Origin of the sequence: Paraburkholderia sp. BR10882, assembly GCF_040948855.1 — a bacterium.
In the GTDB taxonomy this organism is placed as follows: domain Bacteria; phylum Pseudomonadota; class Gammaproteobacteria; order Burkholderiales; family Burkholderiaceae; genus Paraburkholderia; species Paraburkholderia nodosa_A.
The window spans coordinates 17,615-35,891 of sequence record NZ_JBFPKP010000005.1 but is presented as its reverse complement, the minus strand read 5'-3'; the positions used below and the strand labels follow the sequence as shown (position 1 = coordinate 35,891).

Annotated in this window: 19 protein-coding genes; 9 read left to right on the top strand and 10 right to left on the bottom strand. The window is 65.7% G+C overall.

Annotated features, from left to right (window positions below; translation table 11 throughout):
• Positions 1–51: 51 nt before the first annotated feature.
• From AB3X99_RS14985 to AB3X99_RS14960, 6 genes are all read left to right on the top strand, one after another.
• Positions 52–987 carry a LysR family transcriptional regulator gene (locus AB3X99_RS14985; RefSeq protein WP_069262352.1) on the top strand — a complete coding sequence of 312 codons (936 nt, stop codon included), beginning with the start codon at positions 52–54 and terminating at the stop codon, positions 985–987.
• Between the two features lie 117 nt (positions 988–1,104).
• A complete protein-coding gene (locus tag AB3X99_RS14980) occupies positions 1,105–1,626 on the top strand; it encodes a 2,4'-dihydroxyacetophenone dioxygenase family protein (protein ID WP_069262353.1) in 522 nt (173 codons plus the stop codon).
• Positions 1,623–2,360, top strand: coding sequence for an SDR family NAD(P)-dependent oxidoreductase (locus tag AB3X99_RS14975; RefSeq protein WP_342948316.1), 738 nt, complete (start codon positions 1,623–1,625; stop codon positions 2,358–2,360). The genes AB3X99_RS14980 and AB3X99_RS14975 overlap by 4 nt, the downstream gene beginning before the upstream one ends.
• A gap of 48 nt (positions 2,361–2,408) precedes the next feature.
• Complete coding sequence (locus AB3X99_RS14970; protein WP_342948317.1) at positions 2,409–3,710, top strand: MFS transporter; 1,302 nt, start codon at positions 2,409–2,411, stop codon at positions 3,708–3,710.
• A gap of 27 nt (positions 3,711–3,737) precedes the next feature.
• Positions 3,738–4,466, top strand: a complete 729-nt coding sequence (locus AB3X99_RS14965) for an SDR family NAD(P)-dependent oxidoreductase (RefSeq protein ID WP_368617370.1) — start codon at positions 3,738–3,740, stop codon at positions 4,464–4,466.
• 54 nt (positions 4,467–4,520) lie between these two features.
• Positions 4,521–5,336 (top strand): IclR family transcriptional regulator, encoded by an 816-nt coding sequence (locus AB3X99_RS14960; protein WP_069262446.1) that lies wholly within the window; start codon positions 4,521–4,523, stop codon positions 5,334–5,336.
• Between the two features lie 31 nt (positions 5,337–5,367).
• Here the strand turns inward: AB3X99_RS14960 and AB3X99_RS14955 are convergent, their stop codons facing one another.
• The 3 genes from AB3X99_RS14955 to AB3X99_RS14945 all read right to left on the bottom strand — a co-directional run bounded on the left by AB3X99_RS14955 (position 5,368) and on the right by AB3X99_RS14945 (position 6,846).
• Positions 5,368–5,802, bottom strand: coding sequence for a phosphate-starvation-inducible protein PsiE (locus AB3X99_RS14955; protein ID WP_069262357.1), 435 nt, complete (start codon positions 5,800–5,802; stop codon positions 5,368–5,370).
• A 291-nt stretch (positions 5,803–6,093) separates the two neighbouring features.
• Entirely contained in the window at positions 6,094–6,321 is a 228-nt protein-coding gene (locus tag AB3X99_RS14950) for a hypothetical protein (protein WP_368617369.1), read from the bottom strand.
• Positions 6,322–6,525: 204 nt separating this feature from the next.
• Complete coding sequence (locus tag AB3X99_RS14945) at positions 6,526–6,846, bottom strand: hypothetical protein (protein ID WP_368617368.1); 321 nt, start codon at positions 6,844–6,846, stop codon at positions 6,526–6,528.
• A 347-nt stretch (positions 6,847–7,193) separates the two neighbouring features.
• On the opposite strand from AB3X99_RS14945, the gene AB3X99_RS14940 reads away from it, so the two are divergent.
• The gene (locus AB3X99_RS14940; RefSeq protein ID WP_069262360.1) at positions 7,194–8,477 is read left to right on the top strand and encodes a sensor domain-containing diguanylate cyclase; all 1,284 of its coding nucleotides are present in this window, start codon (positions 7,194–7,196) and stop codon (positions 8,475–8,477) included.
• A gap of 44 nt (positions 8,478–8,521) precedes the next feature.
• Positions 8,522–8,908 carry an MAPEG family protein gene (locus AB3X99_RS14935; RefSeq protein ID WP_368617367.1) on the top strand — a complete coding sequence of 129 codons (387 nt, stop codon included), beginning with the start codon at positions 8,522–8,524 and terminating at the stop codon, positions 8,906–8,908.
• Between the two features lie 48 nt (positions 8,909–8,956).
• Here AB3X99_RS14935 and AB3X99_RS14930 read toward each other — a convergent pair whose 3' ends face one another.
• Together AB3X99_RS14930 and AB3X99_RS14925 are read right to left on the bottom strand one after the other, a co-directional pair.
• Entirely contained in the window at positions 8,957–10,312 is a 1,356-nt protein-coding gene (locus AB3X99_RS14930) for an aspartate aminotransferase family protein (RefSeq protein ID WP_368617366.1), read from the bottom strand.
• Positions 10,305–11,603, bottom strand: a complete 1,299-nt coding sequence (locus tag AB3X99_RS14925; protein ID WP_368617365.1) for an MFS transporter — start codon at positions 11,601–11,603, stop codon at positions 10,305–10,307. The genes AB3X99_RS14930 and AB3X99_RS14925 overlap by 8 nt, the downstream gene beginning before the upstream one ends.
• Before the next feature lie 118 nt (positions 11,604–11,721).
• On the opposite strand from AB3X99_RS14925, the gene AB3X99_RS14920 reads away from it, so the two are divergent.
• On the top strand, positions 11,722–12,168 hold the full coding sequence (locus AB3X99_RS14920) for a winged helix-turn-helix transcriptional regulator (protein ID WP_368617580.1): 447 nt from the start codon (positions 11,722–11,724) through the stop codon (positions 12,166–12,168).
• A 12-nt stretch (positions 12,169–12,180) separates the two neighbouring features.
• Here the strand turns inward: AB3X99_RS14920 and AB3X99_RS14915 are convergent, their stop codons facing one another.
• The 5 genes from AB3X99_RS14915 to AB3X99_RS14895 all read right to left on the bottom strand — a co-directional run bounded on the left by AB3X99_RS14915 (position 12,181) and on the right by AB3X99_RS14895 (position 18,272).
• Complete coding sequence (locus AB3X99_RS14915; protein ID WP_368617364.1) at positions 12,181–13,581, bottom strand: amidase family protein; 1,401 nt, start codon at positions 13,579–13,581, stop codon at positions 12,181–12,183.
• Between the two features lie 42 nt (positions 13,582–13,623).
• On the bottom strand, positions 13,624–14,814 hold the full coding sequence (locus AB3X99_RS14910) for an MFS transporter (RefSeq protein ID WP_368617363.1): 1,191 nt from the start codon (positions 14,812–14,814) through the stop codon (positions 13,624–13,626).
• Between the two features lie 149 nt (positions 14,815–14,963).
• Positions 14,964–15,752, bottom strand: coding sequence for an alpha/beta fold hydrolase (locus tag AB3X99_RS14905; RefSeq protein WP_368617362.1), 789 nt, complete (start codon positions 15,750–15,752; stop codon positions 14,964–14,966).
• 51 nt (positions 15,753–15,803) lie between these two features.
• Positions 15,804–16,169: a DUF4148 domain-containing protein gene (locus AB3X99_RS14900; RefSeq protein ID WP_368604718.1), complete on the bottom strand. Its 366-nt coding sequence runs from the start codon at positions 16,167–16,169 to the stop codon at positions 15,804–15,806.
• Positions 16,170–16,439: 270 nt separating this feature from the next.
• Positions 16,440–18,272 (bottom strand): redoxin family protein, encoded by a 1,833-nt coding sequence (locus AB3X99_RS14895; RefSeq protein ID WP_368617361.1) that lies wholly within the window; start codon positions 18,270–18,272, stop codon positions 16,440–16,442.
• Positions 18,273–18,277 lie beyond the last annotated feature (5 nt).

The window sequence follows — 18,277 nt, the reverse complement described above, 5'->3', positions numbered from 1 at the left end:
ATACGCGGTAATTGAGAAGATTTGATACAGCTATAACTTTTCCTCAACCCCATGACCCCGTCGCTCAACTCGATCATCTCCCGCCTCCATGTGAAGCAACTTCGGCTGTTGATCGCCCTGGGCGATCACGGCTCGCTGCTGAAGGCCGCCCAACAGGTCTCACTCACGCAGCCCGGCGCCAGCAAGGCATTGCAGGAGATCGAAACGACCTTTGGCACCGCGCTCTTCAATCGCACCAATCGAGGTCTCGAGCCCACCGAGGCCGGTCACTGCGCGATCCGCTACGCGCGCCTGATCCACACCGATCTCACGCATTTGCGCGAGGAGCTTGTCGGACTCTCGCGCGGGCGTGGCGGACGCGTAGCGGTGGGGGTCATCATGGGCGCGGTGCCGCTGCTGACCGATGCGATTTCCACGCTGATCGCGGCGCATCCGGAAATGTCGGTTGAAATCGTCGAAGACACGAGTGCTGCGCTGCTGAGCCAGATCGATGCGGGCCGGCTCGATCTCGCGATCTGCCGCACCACGGTCAGCCAGACGCCGCATCTCTACGAGAGCCTCAAGCTGCAGGACGAAACGCTCGCCGTGATCGCCAACGTGCGGCATCCGCTGCACCGCGCGAAGAAGCTCACGCTCAAGGACACGGAGAAGTATCGCTGGGTGGTCTACCGCGCCAACATGCCCATGCGGCTGTTGCTCGAACGCGAGTTTCGCGAGGCCGAACTGCGCTTTCCCACGCATCTGCTCGAAACGACCTCCGCGTTCGCCACGCTGGCGCTGCTGCAAGGCAATCCCTCGTTCGTCGCGCTGGTGTCGATCGACGTTGCGCAGTTCTTCGCGAGCCAGGAGATGGCCTGCATCCTGCCGCTACGCCTCGCTTCCCGCAGCGAACCGTATGAGCTGGTCACGCGCCAGGGTGCGCCGCTCGCCCCCGCGGCGCGGCTGCTCATCGAAACGCTGTGCGACAAGCAAGGCATTGAATTCTGAAGCGCACGACAGCCGGCCCCGGGGAAACCCTGGCATTGACCTTAATCAAATCCCTCCCGCACAATGAACCATATCGTGGACTTATCGTCCATATTATGGACATAACGAGAGCAATTGATGACGGACAAGCCCTATTCCCCCATGACGCCGTATCAGCTTCCGTTCCCCAAGGAAGCGCAGCAGGAAATCGTCATTCCCCACGCCATTCCCACCGACGAGCGCGTGTGGGTACCCCAGGCCGAGAACGTATGGTTCCGTCCGCTGTGCCTGAACACGGCACAGGGCTACTGGATGAATTTGCTGCGCGTGCGTAAATCAGGTGTCCTGAGCAGGCATCGGCATCCGCAGGCCGTTCACGGCATGGTGCTCAAGGGCCGCTGGCGCTATCTGGAGCACGACTGGGAAGCGACCGAAGGCAGCTACGTGTTCGAGCCGCCCGGCGAAACGCATACGCTCTACGTACCGGAAGACGTCGAAGAGATGATCACCTACTTCCAGGTCAACGGCGTGATGTTCTATTGCGATCCGTGGGGCAACTACACGGGCTATGAGGACGTGTTCACGAAGATCGACATGTGCCGCAAGCATTACGCGGCGGTGGGTCTTGGCGAGGATTACGTGGACCAGTTCATCCGATGACCCGCGCCCGGTACGATTTCGCGGGGCGCGTGGCCGTCGTGACCGGCGCGGCGGGCGGCATCGGCCGCGCGATCTGCAATGCGTTCGCGCGCGGCGGGGCGCGCACGGTCAACTGGGACCGCGTGCCCGGCCCGCTGGATACGCAGGACGCGCCCCGTCACATCGAAGCCGACGTCACGCGCCCCGAGACGATCGAAGCGGCGCTGGCAGCGACGCTCGCCGAGTTCGGGCGCATCGACTACCTCGTGAACAACGCGGGTTTCGCCGGTTCGACCGTGCCGCTCGATGCGTACGATCCCGCCGAATGGCAACGCATCGTCGACGTCAATCTGGTGGGCACCTATCACGTTTGCCGCTTCGTCGTGCCCGCCATGCGCCGCGCCGGTTCGGGGCGCATCGTCAACGTGGCATCGCTCGCGGGCAAGGAGGGCACGCCGAACGCGTCCGCCTACAGCGCGGCGAAGGCCGGTGTAATCGCGCTCACCAAATCGCTCGGCAAGGAACTCGCGCGGATGGGCATTCTCGTCAACGGCATTGCGCCCGCTGCCGTAGAAACACCGCTGCTCGCGCAGATGGCGCCCGCCCATGTGCAGACGATGATCGACAAGAGTCCGCTCGGGCGGCTCGGCACCGTGGATGAAGTCGCCGATCTCGCGCTATGGCTTTGTTCGGATTCCTGTACGTTCAGCACCGGCGCGATATTCGATCTTTCCGGCGGCCGCGCCACGTACTGATACACGCCCAAAGACACCCACACGATAACAGCCAAAAGGAGACGACCCATGATCAAAAAATCGCAACGGCTCAAACGCACCCAGACGATCGCCATCGCCTTTCTGACGATAGCGGGCATCGTGAACTATCTGGACCGCAGCACGCTTTCCATCGCCAACCATTCGGTGGCGGAGGAACTGCATCTGAACGCTTCGCAAATGGGCTTGCTGCTTTCGGCGTTCTCGCTCGCCTATGCGTTCGCGCAATTGCCGGTGGGCGCGATGCTCGACCGTTTCGGCTCGCGCGTGATGCTCGGGCTCGGCATGCTGGTGTGGTCGCTCGCGCAGGTCACGGGGGGCTTCATTCAAACGCTCAATCATTTTCTGGCGGCGCGCGTGGTGCTGGGCATCGCCGAAGCGCCGCTCTTTCCGGCGGGCGCCAAGGTCATTCACGAATGGTTCGCCGTGCGCGAACGCGGCGCGCCAACCGGCACGTTCGTCTCCTCCTCGACCATCGCGCCGATGATCGCGCCGCCACTGCTCACCGCGCTGATGCTCTCGTTCGGCTGGCGTCCGATGTTCATCATCATGGGTGTGCTGGGTGTGCTCGTCTCGGTCGGCTGGTATGTGGTCTATCGCAACCGCGATCAGGTCGTGCTCACGTCCGAAGAAACGGCATGGCTCGAAGACGGCGCGACCGAAGCACCGAAGAAGAGCGCACTGAGCTTCGCCGAATGGGGCATGCTGCTCAAGCAGCGCAACACGTGGGGCATGATCTTCGGCTTCATGGGCGTGATCTACATGGTGTGGCTCTATCTCACCTGGCTGCCCGGCTATCTGGAGAAGGAGCGCCATATCTCCATCGCGCATACGGGCTGGCTCGTCGCCATTCCCTATGTGTTCGGGACGATCGGCATGGCCAGCAGCGGCTTTATTTCCGATTACCTGCTCAAGCGCGGCATGGCGCCGATCCGCAGCCGCAAGTGGCCGCTGTGCGTCGGGCTGATCGGCGCGGCGGCCTTCACCGTGCCGGCCGCCTACACGCCGAGCACCGCGCTCGCCATTACCTATGTTTCCGTCGCGATGTTCTTCGTGAACATGTCGAGCGGCGCAGCCTGGGCCCTCGTGAGCGTGGCGGCCCCGCGCCATCTCGTGGCGTCGCTCGGCAGCATGCAGAACTTCGGCGGCTATTTCGGCGGCTCGTTTGCGCCGGTCATCACCGGCATCGTGGTCGACCAGACGCATTCGTTCGTGAACGCCCTGCTCATCAGCGCGGCGGTGGCGTTCGCCGCCGCGTTCGTCTATCTCTTCGTCGTCAGGGAAGTCGTGCCTGAAAACGAGCGCCGGACGGCAGCGACCCAACCCACCTGATTCATCTGTTCATACGCACTACGCATCATGACATTCAAGGACAATTTTCTCGCGGGCAAGGTCGCGCTCGTGACGGGCGGCCACTCCGGCATCGGCGCGGCCATTGCCAACCGGCTCGCACAACTCGGCGCACACACCACGGCCGCCGGCCTGCCGCCTCCCGCCGGCACGCCAGACGTACTCGATGCCGGCGTGCAACGCACCTCGCTCGACGTGCGTTCGAGCGAAGACGTGACGCGACTGGTTAATGGCTTCGAGCGGCTCGATATCGTCGTGAACTGCGCGGGTGTGATCAGCCGCGGCGAAGAGCACCAGATCGAGGCGTTCGAGCGCGTGCTCGATATCAATCTCAACGGCACCATGCGTGTGTGTTCGAGCGCGCGCGAGCTGCTCAGGGCTTCTTCCGGCTGCATCGTGAACACGGCTTCGATGCTGAGCTTTTTCGGCGGCGGTCTCGTGCCGGCCTATAGCGCCAGCAAGGGCGGCGTGGCGCAGCTCACGCGCTCGCTCGCCATTGCCTATGCGCCCGACAATATCCGTGTGAATGCACTCGCGCCCGGCTGGATCGCGACGCCCCTCACCCAGGCGCTGCAGGACGACGGCGGCCGCTCGCAGGGCATCCTCGAGCGTACGCCGATGAAGCGTTGGGGGCAGCCCGAAGAAGTCGCGAACGTGGCCGCGTTTCTCTGCTCGCCCGCCGCTTCGTTCATGACGGGCGCGATCGTGCCCGTGGACGGCGGCTATCTGTGCGCCTGATCCGCAGGAATTGCGGGCATAATGGCGCCACACATGGCGCCCGCTAGCTTTCCGATGTCGACCACTGATTCCCCCACCTCCTCCCAATCCGGCGACGCCAAGGGCGTTGCCGGCACGGCCGCCTTTTCGAAGTTCATCGCCGTGCTGCAGCTCATCGCTGATGCCAGCACGCCGCCGAACATCGCGAAGCTCGTGGCCGCGAGCGGCTATCCGCGCCCGACCGTGCATCGCATCGTCGCCGCGCTGCAAGCCGAAGGTCTCGTCGCGGCGGTGGGCGGCGGCAATACGTTCGCGCTCGGGCCGCGTCTCGTGAATCTCGCGAGCCGCAGCTGGGAGCGATCCGACCTGCGCATCGCCGCCGTCGACGCGCTCATGGAACTGCGCAACACCACCTCGGAAACAGTGCACCTCGCCGTGCCCAGCGACGGCGCGATGGTGTACATCGAAAAGCTCGAAAGTCCGCACGCCGTGCGCATGGCTTCGCGTATCGGCACGCGCGTGGCGCTCACGTCGAGTTCGGTCGGCAAGGCCTGGCTCGCCACGCTCACGCCGCCCGAGCGCGAGCCAATGCTCGCACAGGCGCCGCGCGTGCGTTTCACCGAGCATACGATGACCGACCTCGACGCGATCCGCGACGAGATCGAACTCACGGCGCAACGCGGCTACGCGGAAGACCGCGAAGAAAACGAACAGTCGATCTGGTGTTACGGCGCGGCGATTCTCGGCGCCGATGGTCACGCAGTGGGCTGCGTGAGCGTCAGCATGCCGATGTTCCGCCGCCAGGCGGATGCGCAGCAGAGCTACATCGAACCCCTGCTCGCCGCGTGCCGCACCATTGCCGCACGGCTCGGGCCGGTTTGCTTGCGATAACTCAAAACGGCACGACTTCAGCAGGACCGGCCTACTTCGCCTCTTCCACGCGCCGTTCATCGGTGTTGCTGGGATATTTCGCCTGCCCGAAGCGGATGATCAGCACGCCCAGCGCGATCAGCACGATCGCGCCCGCAGACGCCAGCAAATGCAGCTCGGTGTTCGCGCCCGCGCGCAGGATGAGGTCCCGCGCGATCGACACCATGGCGATATACAGCGGGAAGCGAACGGGCAGCTGTCCAGCCTTGAGATACTGCCCGACCATGGCGAAGATCTCGAGGTAGAGAAACATCAGCAGCAGGTCGGTCAGCGTCACGCCGTCCGAATGCACCATATGCCAGATCAGGGCGCCCATGGCGGCCACGGTGCCAATGCCGATGATCAACAGACCGAACAGTTCGGCCAGCTCCATAGCGCGCTCGAGGCGCTCCTTGATCGCTCGTTGCAGAGCGTTCTCGTACTTCATCTTCGTGGTTTCCCCATGACACAGTAGGGGGATAGTAGCGCGACAAGATGAAAGTTCGAAAACGCGAAAAAAAATCCGCGTGGGCGCGGGCGCGAAGCGAAATCAGGGCGAAGGCGCGGCGGTCACGCGCTCCACGTCGTTCAGGAGCGCCGCCTCGCCAGTCGTGCTGAGCACGGCGATGCCGGCAACGCCGTCACTCGCGTATTTGTCGGTCAGGAGTTACAACGCCTCGACATCCACTCGCCATCGCGCAACGGCGTCACGATGGGCAACCGGATTCCCTCGAACATATCAGGCCCCCTTGTTGCCGGTGCGCGGGCGCAACGCGCCGATCGTGGCTTCCGGCACGCTGCCTAACAGCGTATGCATCGTGAAGTCGATGTCTTCGGGCGCGATATCGAGTAGCACACGCATGGCGCCGCGCGCGAAGGCAGTTTGCGCGACGTAGACGCCGAGCGGGGAATGCAGCAGCGCCGCGAGATGCGCCCGCGCGGCTTCTTCGGTATTCGCGGTCAGCATGACTTCGAGCCAGGCACGCGGGGCCCGCAACGGAACGACCTTTGCACGCGGGCGCGGAGCCGGCGCCACGATCTCGTAACGGGGGATGGGATTTGCGCAAGCCATGAGATTTGAATTGCTATTCGCAGGTTGTGAACACAACTTCAGCGTATTCCCGAACGCGTAAAAGTGGTGTTAAAAATAGCGGTGCGTCGTGTCTAAATCTCACATGCCTTGTGCGAGCTGCGGATTCAACTCGAGATGCAGCACGACGAGCCAGCGTCGCGGGCACGCGTTGGCAATTTCGAGTGGCGCTTCGTGCGCACTTCCACCGCTTCGTACAGGCCCGATGAAGCCCTGCTTCTTTGCCGTGGCCCACGCGGCGCGCGCATCGGTCACCAGCCAGTTGCTGACGAGCAGGCACGTAATGCAGCTGAAGATCACCGTCTCGATGTGCGAAATGCCCGGATCGATCTGCTCGGTAACGTAGCCGAACACGGCGGTCAGTATCTGGTCGACGGAAAACGTGAGAAGCGCGAGCTTCAACCAGCCTCGAAAACGCATCGGCATGATTAGCGGAGAAACACAGGATTGAACGGCGGGCGGCAAAACATGGCAATGACTCGGGCGAAGTCGACGCGCCAGTGTAGGTGCGGCGTTCTTCTTCGCACAAGAAAAAATGCCGTAAAAAAGCGCGGCATTTACCTCCCATTCTGACTTCGGCGTTCGCATTCTTCGCGTTTTCGAATCACCCCGATTTCGCGCTGGGGTCTGCCCGAACGCGCGCGAACCCGCATGTTCGAAAACGTCCGTGGGACACATTACGCTGCCGCGCCGCGCAATGCGGTCTACTATATCGTCAGTGTATTGGGCAACCGGGCAAAGGAGGCTCGATGGCCGACTGGTCGAACATGATGCGCGATTTCGTCGACGAAATCGCTGCGAGCGTGGCCATGATCGGCCGCGACGAGCGGGGCCAGTTCGTGGTTTCGGCCTGCAACGATCATTTCATGCGCATGACGGGCGGCAGGCGCAGCGCGATCAAGTCGTTCCCGGCACCGTTCGATTCGCTCATTCCCAACTACGCCCGAACCGAATTCCGCAAAAAGCTGACCCAGTGCTTCGAATCCGGCGTCGCCCGGGAACTCGAGCAAGCCTATGACCTGAGGGACGGAACGCACTGGTGGCGCCTGTCGTTGAAGCCGATACGCCACGCCGAAAGCGGTGTCTCCGTACTCGAAATCATGGTCACAGGCCTTGAAATCACCACGAAGATGTTGCTGACGCACGAACTGGAAGTCAGCACGTCGCGCTTTCGTTCGGTCGTCGATGCAGCCTACGACGCCATCATCACGATCGACCAGCAGCATTGCATCACGCTATTCAATCGTGCCGCGGAAAACCTGTTCGGGTACTCTGCCGAAGAAATGCTCGGCCAACCGATCACGGACCTTCTGCCCGAGCGCTACCGCGCCAATCATTCGCAATACGTCCACCTGTTTGCGCGCTCGCCCGTGCGCTCGCGGCAGATGGACGAGCGCAACCGCGTGTATGGGCTGCATCGGGATGGGTCGCTGTTGCCCGTCGAAATTGCGATTTCGAAAATCAACGTGGGCGGGCTGATCGAATTCACCGCCGTGATTCGCGATATCGCCGACCGCGTTCGCTTGATGGATCTGCTTCAGAAGCAGGCCGTCACCGACGAGCTGACCGGCCTGCCGAACCGCCGAGAATTTGCCGATACCGTTGAACAGCTTCTCGAAGCCGACAAAACGCTTTCCGTCTTTATTCTCGATATCGATTACTTCAAGAAGATCAACGACAGCTACGGGCACGACATCGGCGACGAAGTGCTGCGCGTGCTGGCCAAAGTCGTGATGAACAGCGACAGGCGCATTGGCGTGTTTGCGCGCTGGGGCGGCGAAGAGTTCGTCGCCGCGCTGCCTGAGTTCAATATCGAGCAGGCAACGGCCGTGGCCGAGGAATTGCGCCAGACCATCGAGCAGCAGGACTTCGAGCATCAATGGCGGCTGGGCAAGCCCGTTCCGTTTACGGTGAGCATCGGCGTAACGGAGCGCCTGCCGGGCGAGGATGACTTCGGTGCGATCGTCAAACGCGCGGACGTGGCGCTCTATCGGGCCAAAGACAGCGGACGCAACCGCGTGGAAGTCGGCTAGCGCGCGCCACAATCGCATCGCGTTCTTTCGCCAGGGAGGCCGTCATGGACAGAATTGCGCTGGCCTGCGTGGCCGTGCTGGGTCTTTTGCTGTTTGGCCTCGGCCTGTCCATTTCCATGCTTCGCTTTCGCGAAGGCACGCTCTCGGGATGCGCGCCGGACCCGGCCAGCCTGCTGCACAAGTTCGTGCGCGCGCATGCGAACACGGCCGAATATGCGCCCTTCCTGGCCGCGCTGTTTCTCTATCTGGGCACACACTCGCCCTCGCCGGCAACGCTCGCGCTGATCGTGACCGCGACCGTCTGCCGGTGCTTGCTCGTCGTCGGGCTGGTCGCGTTTCCCTCGATGGCAAAACCCAATCCCGCCCGATTTATCGGCGCGCTCGGCACTTACGCGGCCGGTATCGCGCTGAGTCTCGCGTTGCTACGTTGACTCGAGAATGGGCTTTCGCTGTGCGCGCAACGTTGTCGCCGGTGTTCGCTACGGCGCACGCGAATCGCCGCGCAGCGATGCCAGCAACTGCACGAGCGCCTCGATGTCTTCATCCCGCGTGCGCCACGACGACACGCTGATCCGCAACGCAGGCCGCCCTTGCCAGATCGTGCCGCCGAACCACGTTTCGCCCGAAGCCTGCACGGCGCTGCGCAGCGCCAGCGTCTGGGCATCCGTTGCGCCGCGGAACAGCACCTGGTTCAGCACGACCCGGTTGAGCACCTCGTAGCCCAGGCGTTCGAGTTCGGCGCCGATGCGCTGCGCCTGCGCGTGATGGCGCTCGACCATGGCCGCGACACCTTCGCGACCGAGCGTGCGTAGCGCCGCCCACACGGGAATGCCGCGCGCGCGGCGCGAGAACTCCAGTGTGAGGTTCTTCTGCGCGTCGGCGCTCGCAGACAAATAGGCCGCGTCGCTGTTCATCGCCTCGGCGAGCGCCGTTGCATCGCGGCAAATGACCATGGCGCAGTCGTACGGCGTGTTCAGCCACTTGTGCGCATCGGTCGTCCAGCTATCGGCCCCTTCGATACCCTCGGTCAGCGCCGCCAGTGACGAGGTCCGCGCCCACAGGCCGAACGCGCCATCGACATGCACCCACGCGCCGGCCTCCCGCGCACGCGCGATGATCGGCGCAAACGGGTCGAATTCGCCGGTATTCACCTCGCCGGCCTGCAGGCACAGGATCGTGCGGTCGTCGAGCGGCGGGAGTCGCGCCGCATCCACGCCGCCGTGAGCATCGACGGCCGCGTAGACGATGCGCTCCAGCCCGAAGCCCAGGATGCGCAACGCCTTCTTTACCGTAATGTGAGCGAGTTCCGAGACCACGACCTTAATTTCGGGCGCGCCCATCAGCCCCTGGCGGTCGAAGTCCCAGCCTTGCCGTGCGAGCAGCGCGCGCCGGGCGGTAGCGAGCGCACCGAGCGTGCACGCTGTCGCGCTGGTGCCGAAGCCCACGGCGCTTTCGCGTGGCAGGTCGAGCGCTTCGAGCACCCAGCGTCCCGCGATGCGTTCCACCGTGGCTGCGACCGGCGAGTTGTCGAACGTGGAGGCGCACTGATCCCACGCCAGCATGAGCCGCTCGACCGCGGCCGCTGCAGGCAGCGCCGCGCCGATCACGAAGCCGAAATAGCGCGGACCGTTCGAAGCCGTCGTCGCCGGCGAGCCTACGCGGTCGAGCAGCGACAGCGTGTCTTCGGCGGGTAATCCGCTCGCGGGCAGCGGCTCGTCGAACGCACTGAGCGCCGCGATGGCTTCGTTCGAGGGGAAAACACGCCGTGTGGCGTTGCCTTCGAGATAGCGCAGGCCGCGTGCGTCGGCATCCGCCAGCAGTTTCAGTTCATCCATCCATGTCTCCCGGTTCGAGTTTCCATTCAGGCTTCAATTCGACGTACAGGCGCACGGGGACGCGCGGCATGCTGCGCACCGTGACGGCCCAGAACACGAGCGCCAGCAAACTCACGGCCGCGCCCAGCGTACACACACCATGCCAGCCCGCCGCGGCATACGTCGCCGTCGTGCCGATCGCGCCCAGCCCGCTGCCAACCGCATAGAACAGCATGTAAAGACTCACGAGCCGGCTATGAAGTTGCGCGTTGCTGCGAAAAATCAGGCTTTGATTGGTCACGTGCAGCGCCTGACCGCCGAGATCGAGCAGCACGATGCCGACCAGCAGCATCCATAGCGAGTGTCCCAGCATCGAGAGCGGCCACCACGCCAGCAACAGCAGCGCCAGCGCGGCCGCACTGGTGCGCTGGCCCCAACCCCGGTCGGCCCAGTGGCCCGCGCGCGCAGCGGCCAGCGCGCCCGCCGCCCCGGCTATGCCGAAGGCCCCGATCGCCGTATGAGAAAAATTGTAGGGCGGCGCACTCGACGGCAGCACCAACGCGCTCCAGAAGATATTGAGGGTCGCGAACATCAGCAGCGCGAGCACGCCGCGCGTCTGCAGCACGCGATCCGAGCGCAGCAACGCGAACATCGAGATGATCAGTTGTACATAGCTCATCGTGCCTGGCTCACCGCGTGCCAGTTTCGGAAGCCGCCGCCATAGCGGCACGGCAAGCGCGAGCATGACGGCGGCGGAACAGCCATACACGCCGCGCCAGCCAGCAAGATCGCTCACGCCGCCGGAGAACACGCGAGCCAGCAGCAGGCCGATGAACACGCCACTGCCCGCTGCGCCCACCACGCGCCCGCGCTCGTCGGGCGCGGCGGCGGCCGCCGCATAGGCGATCAAACCCTGCGTCATGGCCGTGCCGAGCATACCCACACCGAGCATGCCGGCCAGCAGCACCGTTACGGATCGCGCGAGACCGACCACGCCCAACGCGCCCGCCAGCGCCAGCAATTGCACGATCATCAGGCGGCTACGCTCTACCCTGTCGCCCAACGGCACGAGTAGCAGCAGCGCCAGCGCGCAACCGGCCTGCGTCGCCGTGACCACGCCGCCAACCGCGGCGCGCGTGATGCCGAAATCGCGCGCCAGGGCGTCCAGCAAGGGCTGCGCATAGTAGACATTGGCGACGCTCAAACCGCTGGCTACGGCGAACAGCAGTACGAGGCCGCGCGACAACGGCGCGCGCGGCTGCACGGGAGCGCCGCGGGCCGGCGGTGCAAGCGCAACGGAATCCGCGTCCATGATCTTCAATCCAGTTTCAAAACAAAACTGATTGAATGGTATGTCGACTGGTTTTAAAATGCAACTACGTGAGGCGTACGCATTACGTCAATACGTTCCAGCAAGAGAGAGAATCGCCATGGCAAGCCGCAAATCCATGCAGAAGGAAACCTGCCCCGTCGCGCGCTCGGTCGACGTGATCGGCGACCGGTGGTCGCTGATGATCCTGCGCGATGTCTTCGACGGCATTCACCGCTTCGGTGACATTCAGCGCAATCTGGGCGTGGCGCGCAATATCCTGTCAGGCCGTTTGAGCCATCTCGTCGAGGCCGGCATTCTCGAAACCCGGCCTGCCTCCGACGGCACGACCTATCAGGAGTACGTGCTAACGAAGAAAGGGGAAAGCCTCTTCCCCGTTATTGTGGCGCTTCAGCAGTGGGGCGAGCGCCATTTGTTCGAGCGCGGCGAACGGCATTCGTGGTTGATCGACAAAGCAACGGGCAAGCCGTTGCTGTCCATGTTTCCGCAGACCCGCGAAGGGCAGGCGCTCACCCCTCACGACACCGTGGTCAAGAAGCCCGCATAACGCCCGCCCGGCTTACATGGCCGGGTCGATGGGCGAAGGCGGCGCGCCTCGTTCCTCGATGGCCTGGCCAGCCAGCAGACACAGGTCTTCGCGGAAGTGCCCGGCGACGATCTGCACGCCAACCGGCACGTCCTTCACCATGCCCGTCGAAACGACGAGCCCCGGCAAGCCCATCGCGGGCAATGCGCGCATGGTCAGCTGGGCGTCCCACACGCGCTGGAATCCCGCCGCGCCCTGCATGTCGAGGTTATCGGGGAACGGCAGTTCGCCCGAAACCGGCAGCAGCAGCACGGGATATTCCGCAAGGAACAAGCGCCATGCGCGCGTGAGCGTCGTGCGGCGCACCAGCGACGGGACCACCACGTTCTCGGGCATCGCCGCGACCTTGGCGCGCACGCCGTCCACCACCGCCTGCGCGCCCGGGTCGCCGTCACGCGCCACGGCGTCGGCGAGCGCCGGGAAGCCGTCGCCGAGCCACAGGCGTTCCTGCACTTCGCCGGCGTCACGCAGGAGCGGCACGTCGTCGATCCGCTCGACTGTCCAGCCCGCGTCGGCGAGTCGGCGGCCGGCGTCGAGCAAAGCATCCTCCACCTCCTTCGTGATGCTCATGCCGCCCGGGCGCAGGCAGAGCGCCGCGCGCCGCGGCGCGTCGGGCCCGATGAGCGGCGCCGGCGTCCACCACGGGTCGCGCAGGTCGGGCGCGGCAAGCGCCGCGAGCGCCACGCGCAGGTCCTCGACCGTACGCGCCATCGGGCCCGCGCCCGACATCATCTGCGCGCCGATCGGCCGCTCCGGCGACGACGCGTTGAACGCCGGCACTCGCCCGATGCTGGGCCGCAGGCCATGCACGCCGCACGCATAGGCCGGGTAGCGCACCGAGCCGCCAATGTCGGTGCCGAGCGCGATATGCCCGATGCCGGCCGTGACCGCCGCCGCCGCACCGCCGCTCGAGCCGCCCGGCGTGAGCGATGCGTTGCGCGGGTTCTTCGTATGCCCGTGGACCTGGTTGCTCGTGAACCAGCGCAGCGCGAAGGTCGGCGAATTGGTGCGGCCGAGCAGCACCGCACCCGCACGCACGAGGTTTTCGACGGCGGGGCTGTTGACCTGCGCGATCAGATCCTTTTGCAGACGCGTGCCGTTGGTCGTCGCGAAGCCCGCCTGGTCGATGTTGATCTTCGTAGTGACGGGCACCCCCGCGAGCGGCCCCGGGTCTTCGCCGCGCGCTATCGCCGCGTCGATTCTGTCGGCCTGCTCGAAGACCCACTCGGGCCGGTAGTCGATCACCGCGTTGATGAGTGGATTGACGGCCTCCAGCCGCTCGAGCGCGGCCTTCGCGGCCTCGCGTGCAGACACCTCGCGCGCGCGAACCCGCTTGGCGAGTTCAGTTGCGGATAAACGCCATAGTTCAGTCACGATCCCTCCGGTTCGTTAGGAAATTGGGAGTGGCCAGGCCTTTCAGGCGCTGGCCGATAAGGTCTCGACACGCTGCCGGTCGCGCAGAACCGCCAGCCCGAGCGCCGCGAGTCCGCATGCCGCGATGAGCGCGAGCAGCGCCGCGCGGCCGCCGTGCACCAGCACCCAGCCGCCGACGGTCGGAAACCCGAACGCGCCGACGAAGTACGCCGCGACGAACCACGTGAGCGCGGCGCGGCGGTGCGCGGCGACGGAGTCGTTGACGGCCTGAAGCTGGACGATCGGGTAAGCGAGCCCGTACCCGGTGCCCAGCAGCACCGCGGCTGCCGATTGAAACAGCACGTGAAACGGCACGACGAACATCGCCGCGCTGCCCATCACCATCATGACGAGCAGCACTTTCGTCGCGGTTTCGGAGCGCATCTTGATGACCACGCGCGAGAGCAGCCAGCGCGTGGCGATGACCGTCACCGTGTAGACGCTGAAGAAAGTCGTCGCCTTCGCCTCGGTGCCTTGCACGAGCGACATCTGGAACGTCATGAGGCCCGAGAACACGCAGCCGCCCAGCGCGATGATGACGATGGGATACACCGCGCGCGTGCGGGCGATCACGCCCATCTTCAGGAGCCACGGGTCCGGCGAGGCCGGTTCTTGCGTCGCGGTACTGGAGCGCACGTGCGGCGCGAGCCGGCCGAACAGCTCGAGCAGGACGGCCGCCAGCACGCACAGGCCGCCGATCGTGTAGAGCACGCCGCCAAGCGGCATGCGCCAGAAGCGGATCGCAAAGCCCGCCAGCGCCGGACTGCCGCCGATGCCCGTCATCTGCATGGTGGCGAAGCGCAGGAACCACAGGCCGCGCTCGGCGTCGTTCGTGCGCTCGGCGAGCGCCATGGGCGCGGCGAGGCAGAACGCGCCCCAGCCGAAGCCCACGAGGAAGCCGGGCACGACGTCGAAGCTGCTCACCTGCTCGACGAGCGCGAAACTCACCACGCCCGCGCCCACGCAGAGCGCCGCGAGCGCGGCCATGCGCGCCGCGCCCACATGCTGGGCGACCCAGCCCGTGAGCGAGACGCCCACGAAGGTGCCGAGCGCCGCGCCCGCGAGCGCCACGCCGGTGTTGATATCGTTCCCGCCGATGGCGCGCACGTGCATGGAGAACAGGAACGTCGCGCCATAGCCTGCCGATGCGAGCAGGACGCCGACGAGCATGATGAGGGCACTGAATGGGCGCACGGCGGGCCTTCCGGACGATGACGGAAGTGTGCAGATTATCAGTCCCTGTACCCAGCGTTGCATTCAGGTGCTCCTCGGGTGCGATGTCGGCGGCGGGCGAGCGGTCGCGCAGGTGGAAGCGCTTCCACCGCACGGCCGCCGCGGGCAAGTTACGTTGCGTCCTGCTGCGCGTGTTCCGCCGCGTCGATGATCGCGTCGGCCACGGCCTTCGGCTGGCTCAGCATCGAGACGTGGCTGCCGTTCACTTGTGTCACCTTTGCGCCGATGTGCTTCGCCATCGATTCCTGCAGCGCGGGATAGATCATGCGGTCGCGCGTCGTCACGACGAAGTACGAAGGCTTGTCGTGCCACGCGGCCTGCGTGACCTTCTGCGAGAGGGCGCCGCTGAACCACGGGCCCTGGGTCGCCGCCACGATGCGTTGCTGTGCGGGCGGCAGGTCGGGCGCGAAGTCCTCGCGGATCGCCTTGTCCGAAAGCGTCAGGTAGCCCGCCGAGTCCTTGCGCAGTTCGCTCGCCCAGGGCGCGTCCGGCTGGCCCTGGGTGATATCGGCGATCGACTGGCCGTTGTCGGGCGCGAAGGCCGCCACGTACACGAGCGACTTCACCTTCTCGTCGTTGCCGGCTTCGCTGATCACGACGCCTGCCCACGAGTGGCCGACCAGCACGACCGGGCCCTTCTGCTGCTCGATCACGCGCTTCGTTGCGGCAGCGTCGTCGGCGAGCGAGCTGAGGGGGTTCTGCACGGCGACGACGTGCAGGCCGCGCGCTTCGAGGAGCGGAATCACGCGGTTCCAGCTGGAGCCGTCGGCGAACGCGCCGTGCACCAGCACGACGTTGGTGCCTTTCAGGTCCTGCGGCGGCGCGGCATGCGCCGCTTGCAGCGCGAAGAGGCCGCCGAGGAACGCCACGGACGTAAAAATCTGCTTGATCGAAGCCATCGTTTTTCTCTCTTCTCTTATCGGGTCGTTCGGTGGGTCGGGAAAGGCGGATTACGAATGCGCGTAGATCGGGCCGAGGCCGGGGATATCGTCCTGCGCAGCGCGCGCGGCGTTCGTGCCGTTCATGGCGTGATGCGGCTTGCGCGGAGCGGACGCATCGGACGAGCCGGCCGTCACACCGCCATACGATGACGAAGCGGCTTGCTGCGCGACCTGCGTGGCTTCCACGCGCGCCAGCGCGGCCTGGATGTTGCGCGGGTATTGGGTTTCGTCGGCGGCCGGGTTGTAGCCGGCTTTCTGCAGCTGCACGAGTTCGGCGCGCACCTGCGCACGGGTGACGGGCTCGTTCGACTGAGCGAACGAAAGAACCGGGGCGGCGGCAAGAGCGGCGAGGGCGAGGAGCTTGAGGGCTTTCATGAGGTTCTCCAAAGAGGAAGGGGTAGACAGCGATCGGGTTCAAACCGGGTTCAGTTCAGCGCGAGGGGTTTATCGAGCTGGCGTAGGTGTATTTGAACGCCCCGATGTATCTGCCGTGTTTCCATTTGGGGCGCGGTTTGCATATGAACGTGTCCGAATTGCGCGCAGATACATTGCGCTACAAAAAGCCCTCCGCGATGCGCGGCACAGCCATAACGCAAACGCCGCCGGCCCGCGAGGGCACGGCGGTGCGGCGTGGCGTGGCGCTTATCAGCCGAACGTGAAGCTGTAGACGTGCGCGCCCGGGTCGAGAAAGCGGATCTCGAAGGTGTGATCTCCAATGCGGCCGGACTGCCGCACGAGCTGATACAGGCGCGCGCTGGTGGCGACGCCGGTGCCGTCCGCTGCGACGTCGGCGCCATGCGCGGCTCCCGGAGGCGCGCCGTCGATGCTGACGCGAAAGCGCACGGGCTTGCCGTCGGCAGTGGGCGCGAGCACCAGATGCAGGTCGCGCGCATGGAAGCGATAGGCAATGCTCGCCTGCGGCGCGCCCGCCACGGCGGACTCGGCGCCCACGTTCCACTGCCCGCCGAACGCCCACTGGTTCAAGCCGAGCTGCCCCGGCAACGTGTACGCGGCGGCCGTATCGGCCTGCACGCGCTGCGCGTTCGCATTGCCCTGCGCCTCGCGATACCCCACATACGTTTCGCCCGAGCCGATGTCGCGTTGATCCGCGGGAGCCAGCGCGCCGCTTGACTGCGGTGCTGTCGGCGTGGCGGCGGGCGCGGCGCGGCCGTTGTCGGCCAGCAGTCGCTGGATCGCCTGCTCGGCCTGCGCGTAGTCGCCTTCGCCGAAGTGGTGATAGCGCACGCGCCCCTGAGCATCGACGAGATAGAACGCCGGCCAGTACTGGTTGCCGAAGGCGTTCCAGATGCGGTAGTCGCTGTCCACAGCGACGGGATAGCGGATGTCGAGATTGGCCAGCGCGCGCTTGACGTTGCCCGTGTCGTGCTCGAAACCGAATTCCGGCGTGTGCACACCGATCACGACGAGGCCGTCGTTACGGTAGCGATCGGCCCACGTCTTCAGATACGGCAGGGTTCGCAGGCAGTTGATGCACGAGTAGGCCCAGAAGTTGACCAGCACGACCTTGCCGCGCAGCGCTTCGGGCGTGAGCGGCGCGGAGTTGAGCCACGCGTTCGCGCCGTCGAGCGCCGGCAGGCGGCCTTCCACCGGAAGATCGACCGCGGGCGCCGGGGCCGGCAGCGACACGCGCACGATGTGGGCCGCTGGTTCGTCTCGTACCGCTGGACGAGCCTGGGCTACCCGCTCCTCATGACGCGCTGGCTCCGCGCTCGGCGTCTGCCGTGCCGCAGCGGGGCTCGCAAGCAGATCGACAAGGCGCGCTTCCACGCCATTGGTCGGCGCGCCCGGCACCAGCGCAAGCAGGCGCGTATCCACGCCCAGCGCGATCGCGCCGACCGTGAGGAGCACGAGCGCACCCATCGCGCGCCGCACATGCTCGCCCACGCCGAGCGAGCGCTTGAGCGCAGCCATCGCGCGATGGCCGAGCCCCGCCACCACCGCGAGCGAACTGGCGGCGCCCACGGCATAGGCCGCGAGCGCGGCCCACGTCTGCCAGGTCACGCCGTGGCGGGCCGCGCCGGTGATGATGAGACCGAGGATCGGCCCCGCGCACGGCGCCCACAGCAGGCCAGTCGCGGCGCCGAGCAGCACGGCGGAACCGATGCGGCGCGACGCGCCGTCGTCCTGCGAGCGCGCCATGAAGCGGTCGGCGAGCACCGTGAGCGGGCCGGAAAGGCGCGTGGCGAGCGCGGGAAAGAGGAGCGCCGCGCCAAACAGCGCGAAGAGCCCGAGCGCGATCCAGCGGCCGTACTCGCTCAGCTGCGCCGCGCCGTTCAGGCCGGCGGCGCCGAGCCCCGTGAGCAGCGCGAACGTGAGCGCGAGGCCAAGCAGCATGGGCAGCCGGCCAGTGAGGAAAGGCTCCTCGGAACGTGCGAACACGAACGGCACGACCGGCAGGATGCAGGGGCTCAGGACGGTGAACGCACCGCCCACGAATGCGATGACGATGAGTAACATGAGTT

Bases quoted from the DNA above. Each gene is read 5' to 3' on its own strand.
- AB3X99_RS14985 (WP_069262352.1), top strand. From the start codon at position 52: ATGACCCCGTCGCTCAACTCGATCATCTCCCGCCTCCATGTGAAGCAA.
- AB3X99_RS14980 (WP_069262353.1), top strand. From the start codon at position 1,105: ATGACGGACAAGCCCTATTCCCCCATGACGCCGTATCAGCTTCCGTTC.
- AB3X99_RS14975 (WP_342948316.1), top strand. From the start codon at position 1,623: ATGACCCGCGCCCGGTACGATTTCGCGGGGCGCGTGGCCGTCGTGACC.
- AB3X99_RS14970 (WP_342948317.1), top strand. From the start codon at position 2,409: ATGATCAAAAAATCGCAACGGCTCAAACGCACCCAGACGATCGCCATC.
- AB3X99_RS14965 (WP_368617370.1), top strand. From the start codon at position 3,738: ATGACATTCAAGGACAATTTTCTCGCGGGCAAGGTCGCGCTCGTGACG.
- AB3X99_RS14960 (WP_069262446.1), top strand. From the start codon at position 4,521: ATGTCGACCACTGATTCCCCCACCTCCTCCCAATCCGGCGACGCCAAG.
- AB3X99_RS14955 (WP_069262357.1), bottom strand. From the start codon at position 5,802: ATGAAGTACGAGAACGCTCTGCAACGAGCGATCAAGGAGCGCCTCGAG.
- AB3X99_RS14950 (WP_368617369.1), bottom strand. From the start codon at position 6,321: ATGCTGACCGCGAATACCGAAGAAGCCGCGCGGGCGCATCTCGCGGCG.
- AB3X99_RS14940 (WP_069262360.1), top strand. From the start codon at position 7,194: ATGGCCGACTGGTCGAACATGATGCGCGATTTCGTCGACGAAATCGCT.
- AB3X99_RS14935 (WP_368617367.1), top strand. From the start codon at position 8,522: ATGGACAGAATTGCGCTGGCCTGCGTGGCCGTGCTGGGTCTTTTGCTG.
- AB3X99_RS14930 (WP_368617366.1), bottom strand. From the start codon at position 10,312: ATGGATGAACTGAAACTGCTGGCGGATGCCGACGCACGCGGCCTGCGC.
- AB3X99_RS14925 (WP_368617365.1), bottom strand. From the start codon at position 11,603: ATGGACGCGGATTCCGTTGCGCTTGCACCGCCGGCCCGCGGCGCTCCC.
- AB3X99_RS14920 (WP_368617580.1), top strand. From the start codon at position 11,722: ATGGCAAGCCGCAAATCCATGCAGAAGGAAACCTGCCCCGTCGCGCGC.
- AB3X99_RS14905 (WP_368617362.1), bottom strand. From the start codon at position 15,752: ATGGCTTCGATCAAGCAGATTTTTACGTCCGTGGCGTTCCTCGGCGGC.
- AB3X99_RS14900 (WP_368604718.1), bottom strand. From the start codon at position 16,169: ATGAAAGCCCTCAAGCTCCTCGCCCTCGCCGCTCTTGCCGCCGCCCCG.
- AB3X99_RS14895 (WP_368617361.1), bottom strand. From the start codon at position 18,272: ATGTTACTCATCGTCATCGCATTCGTGGGCGGTGCGTTCACCGTCCTG.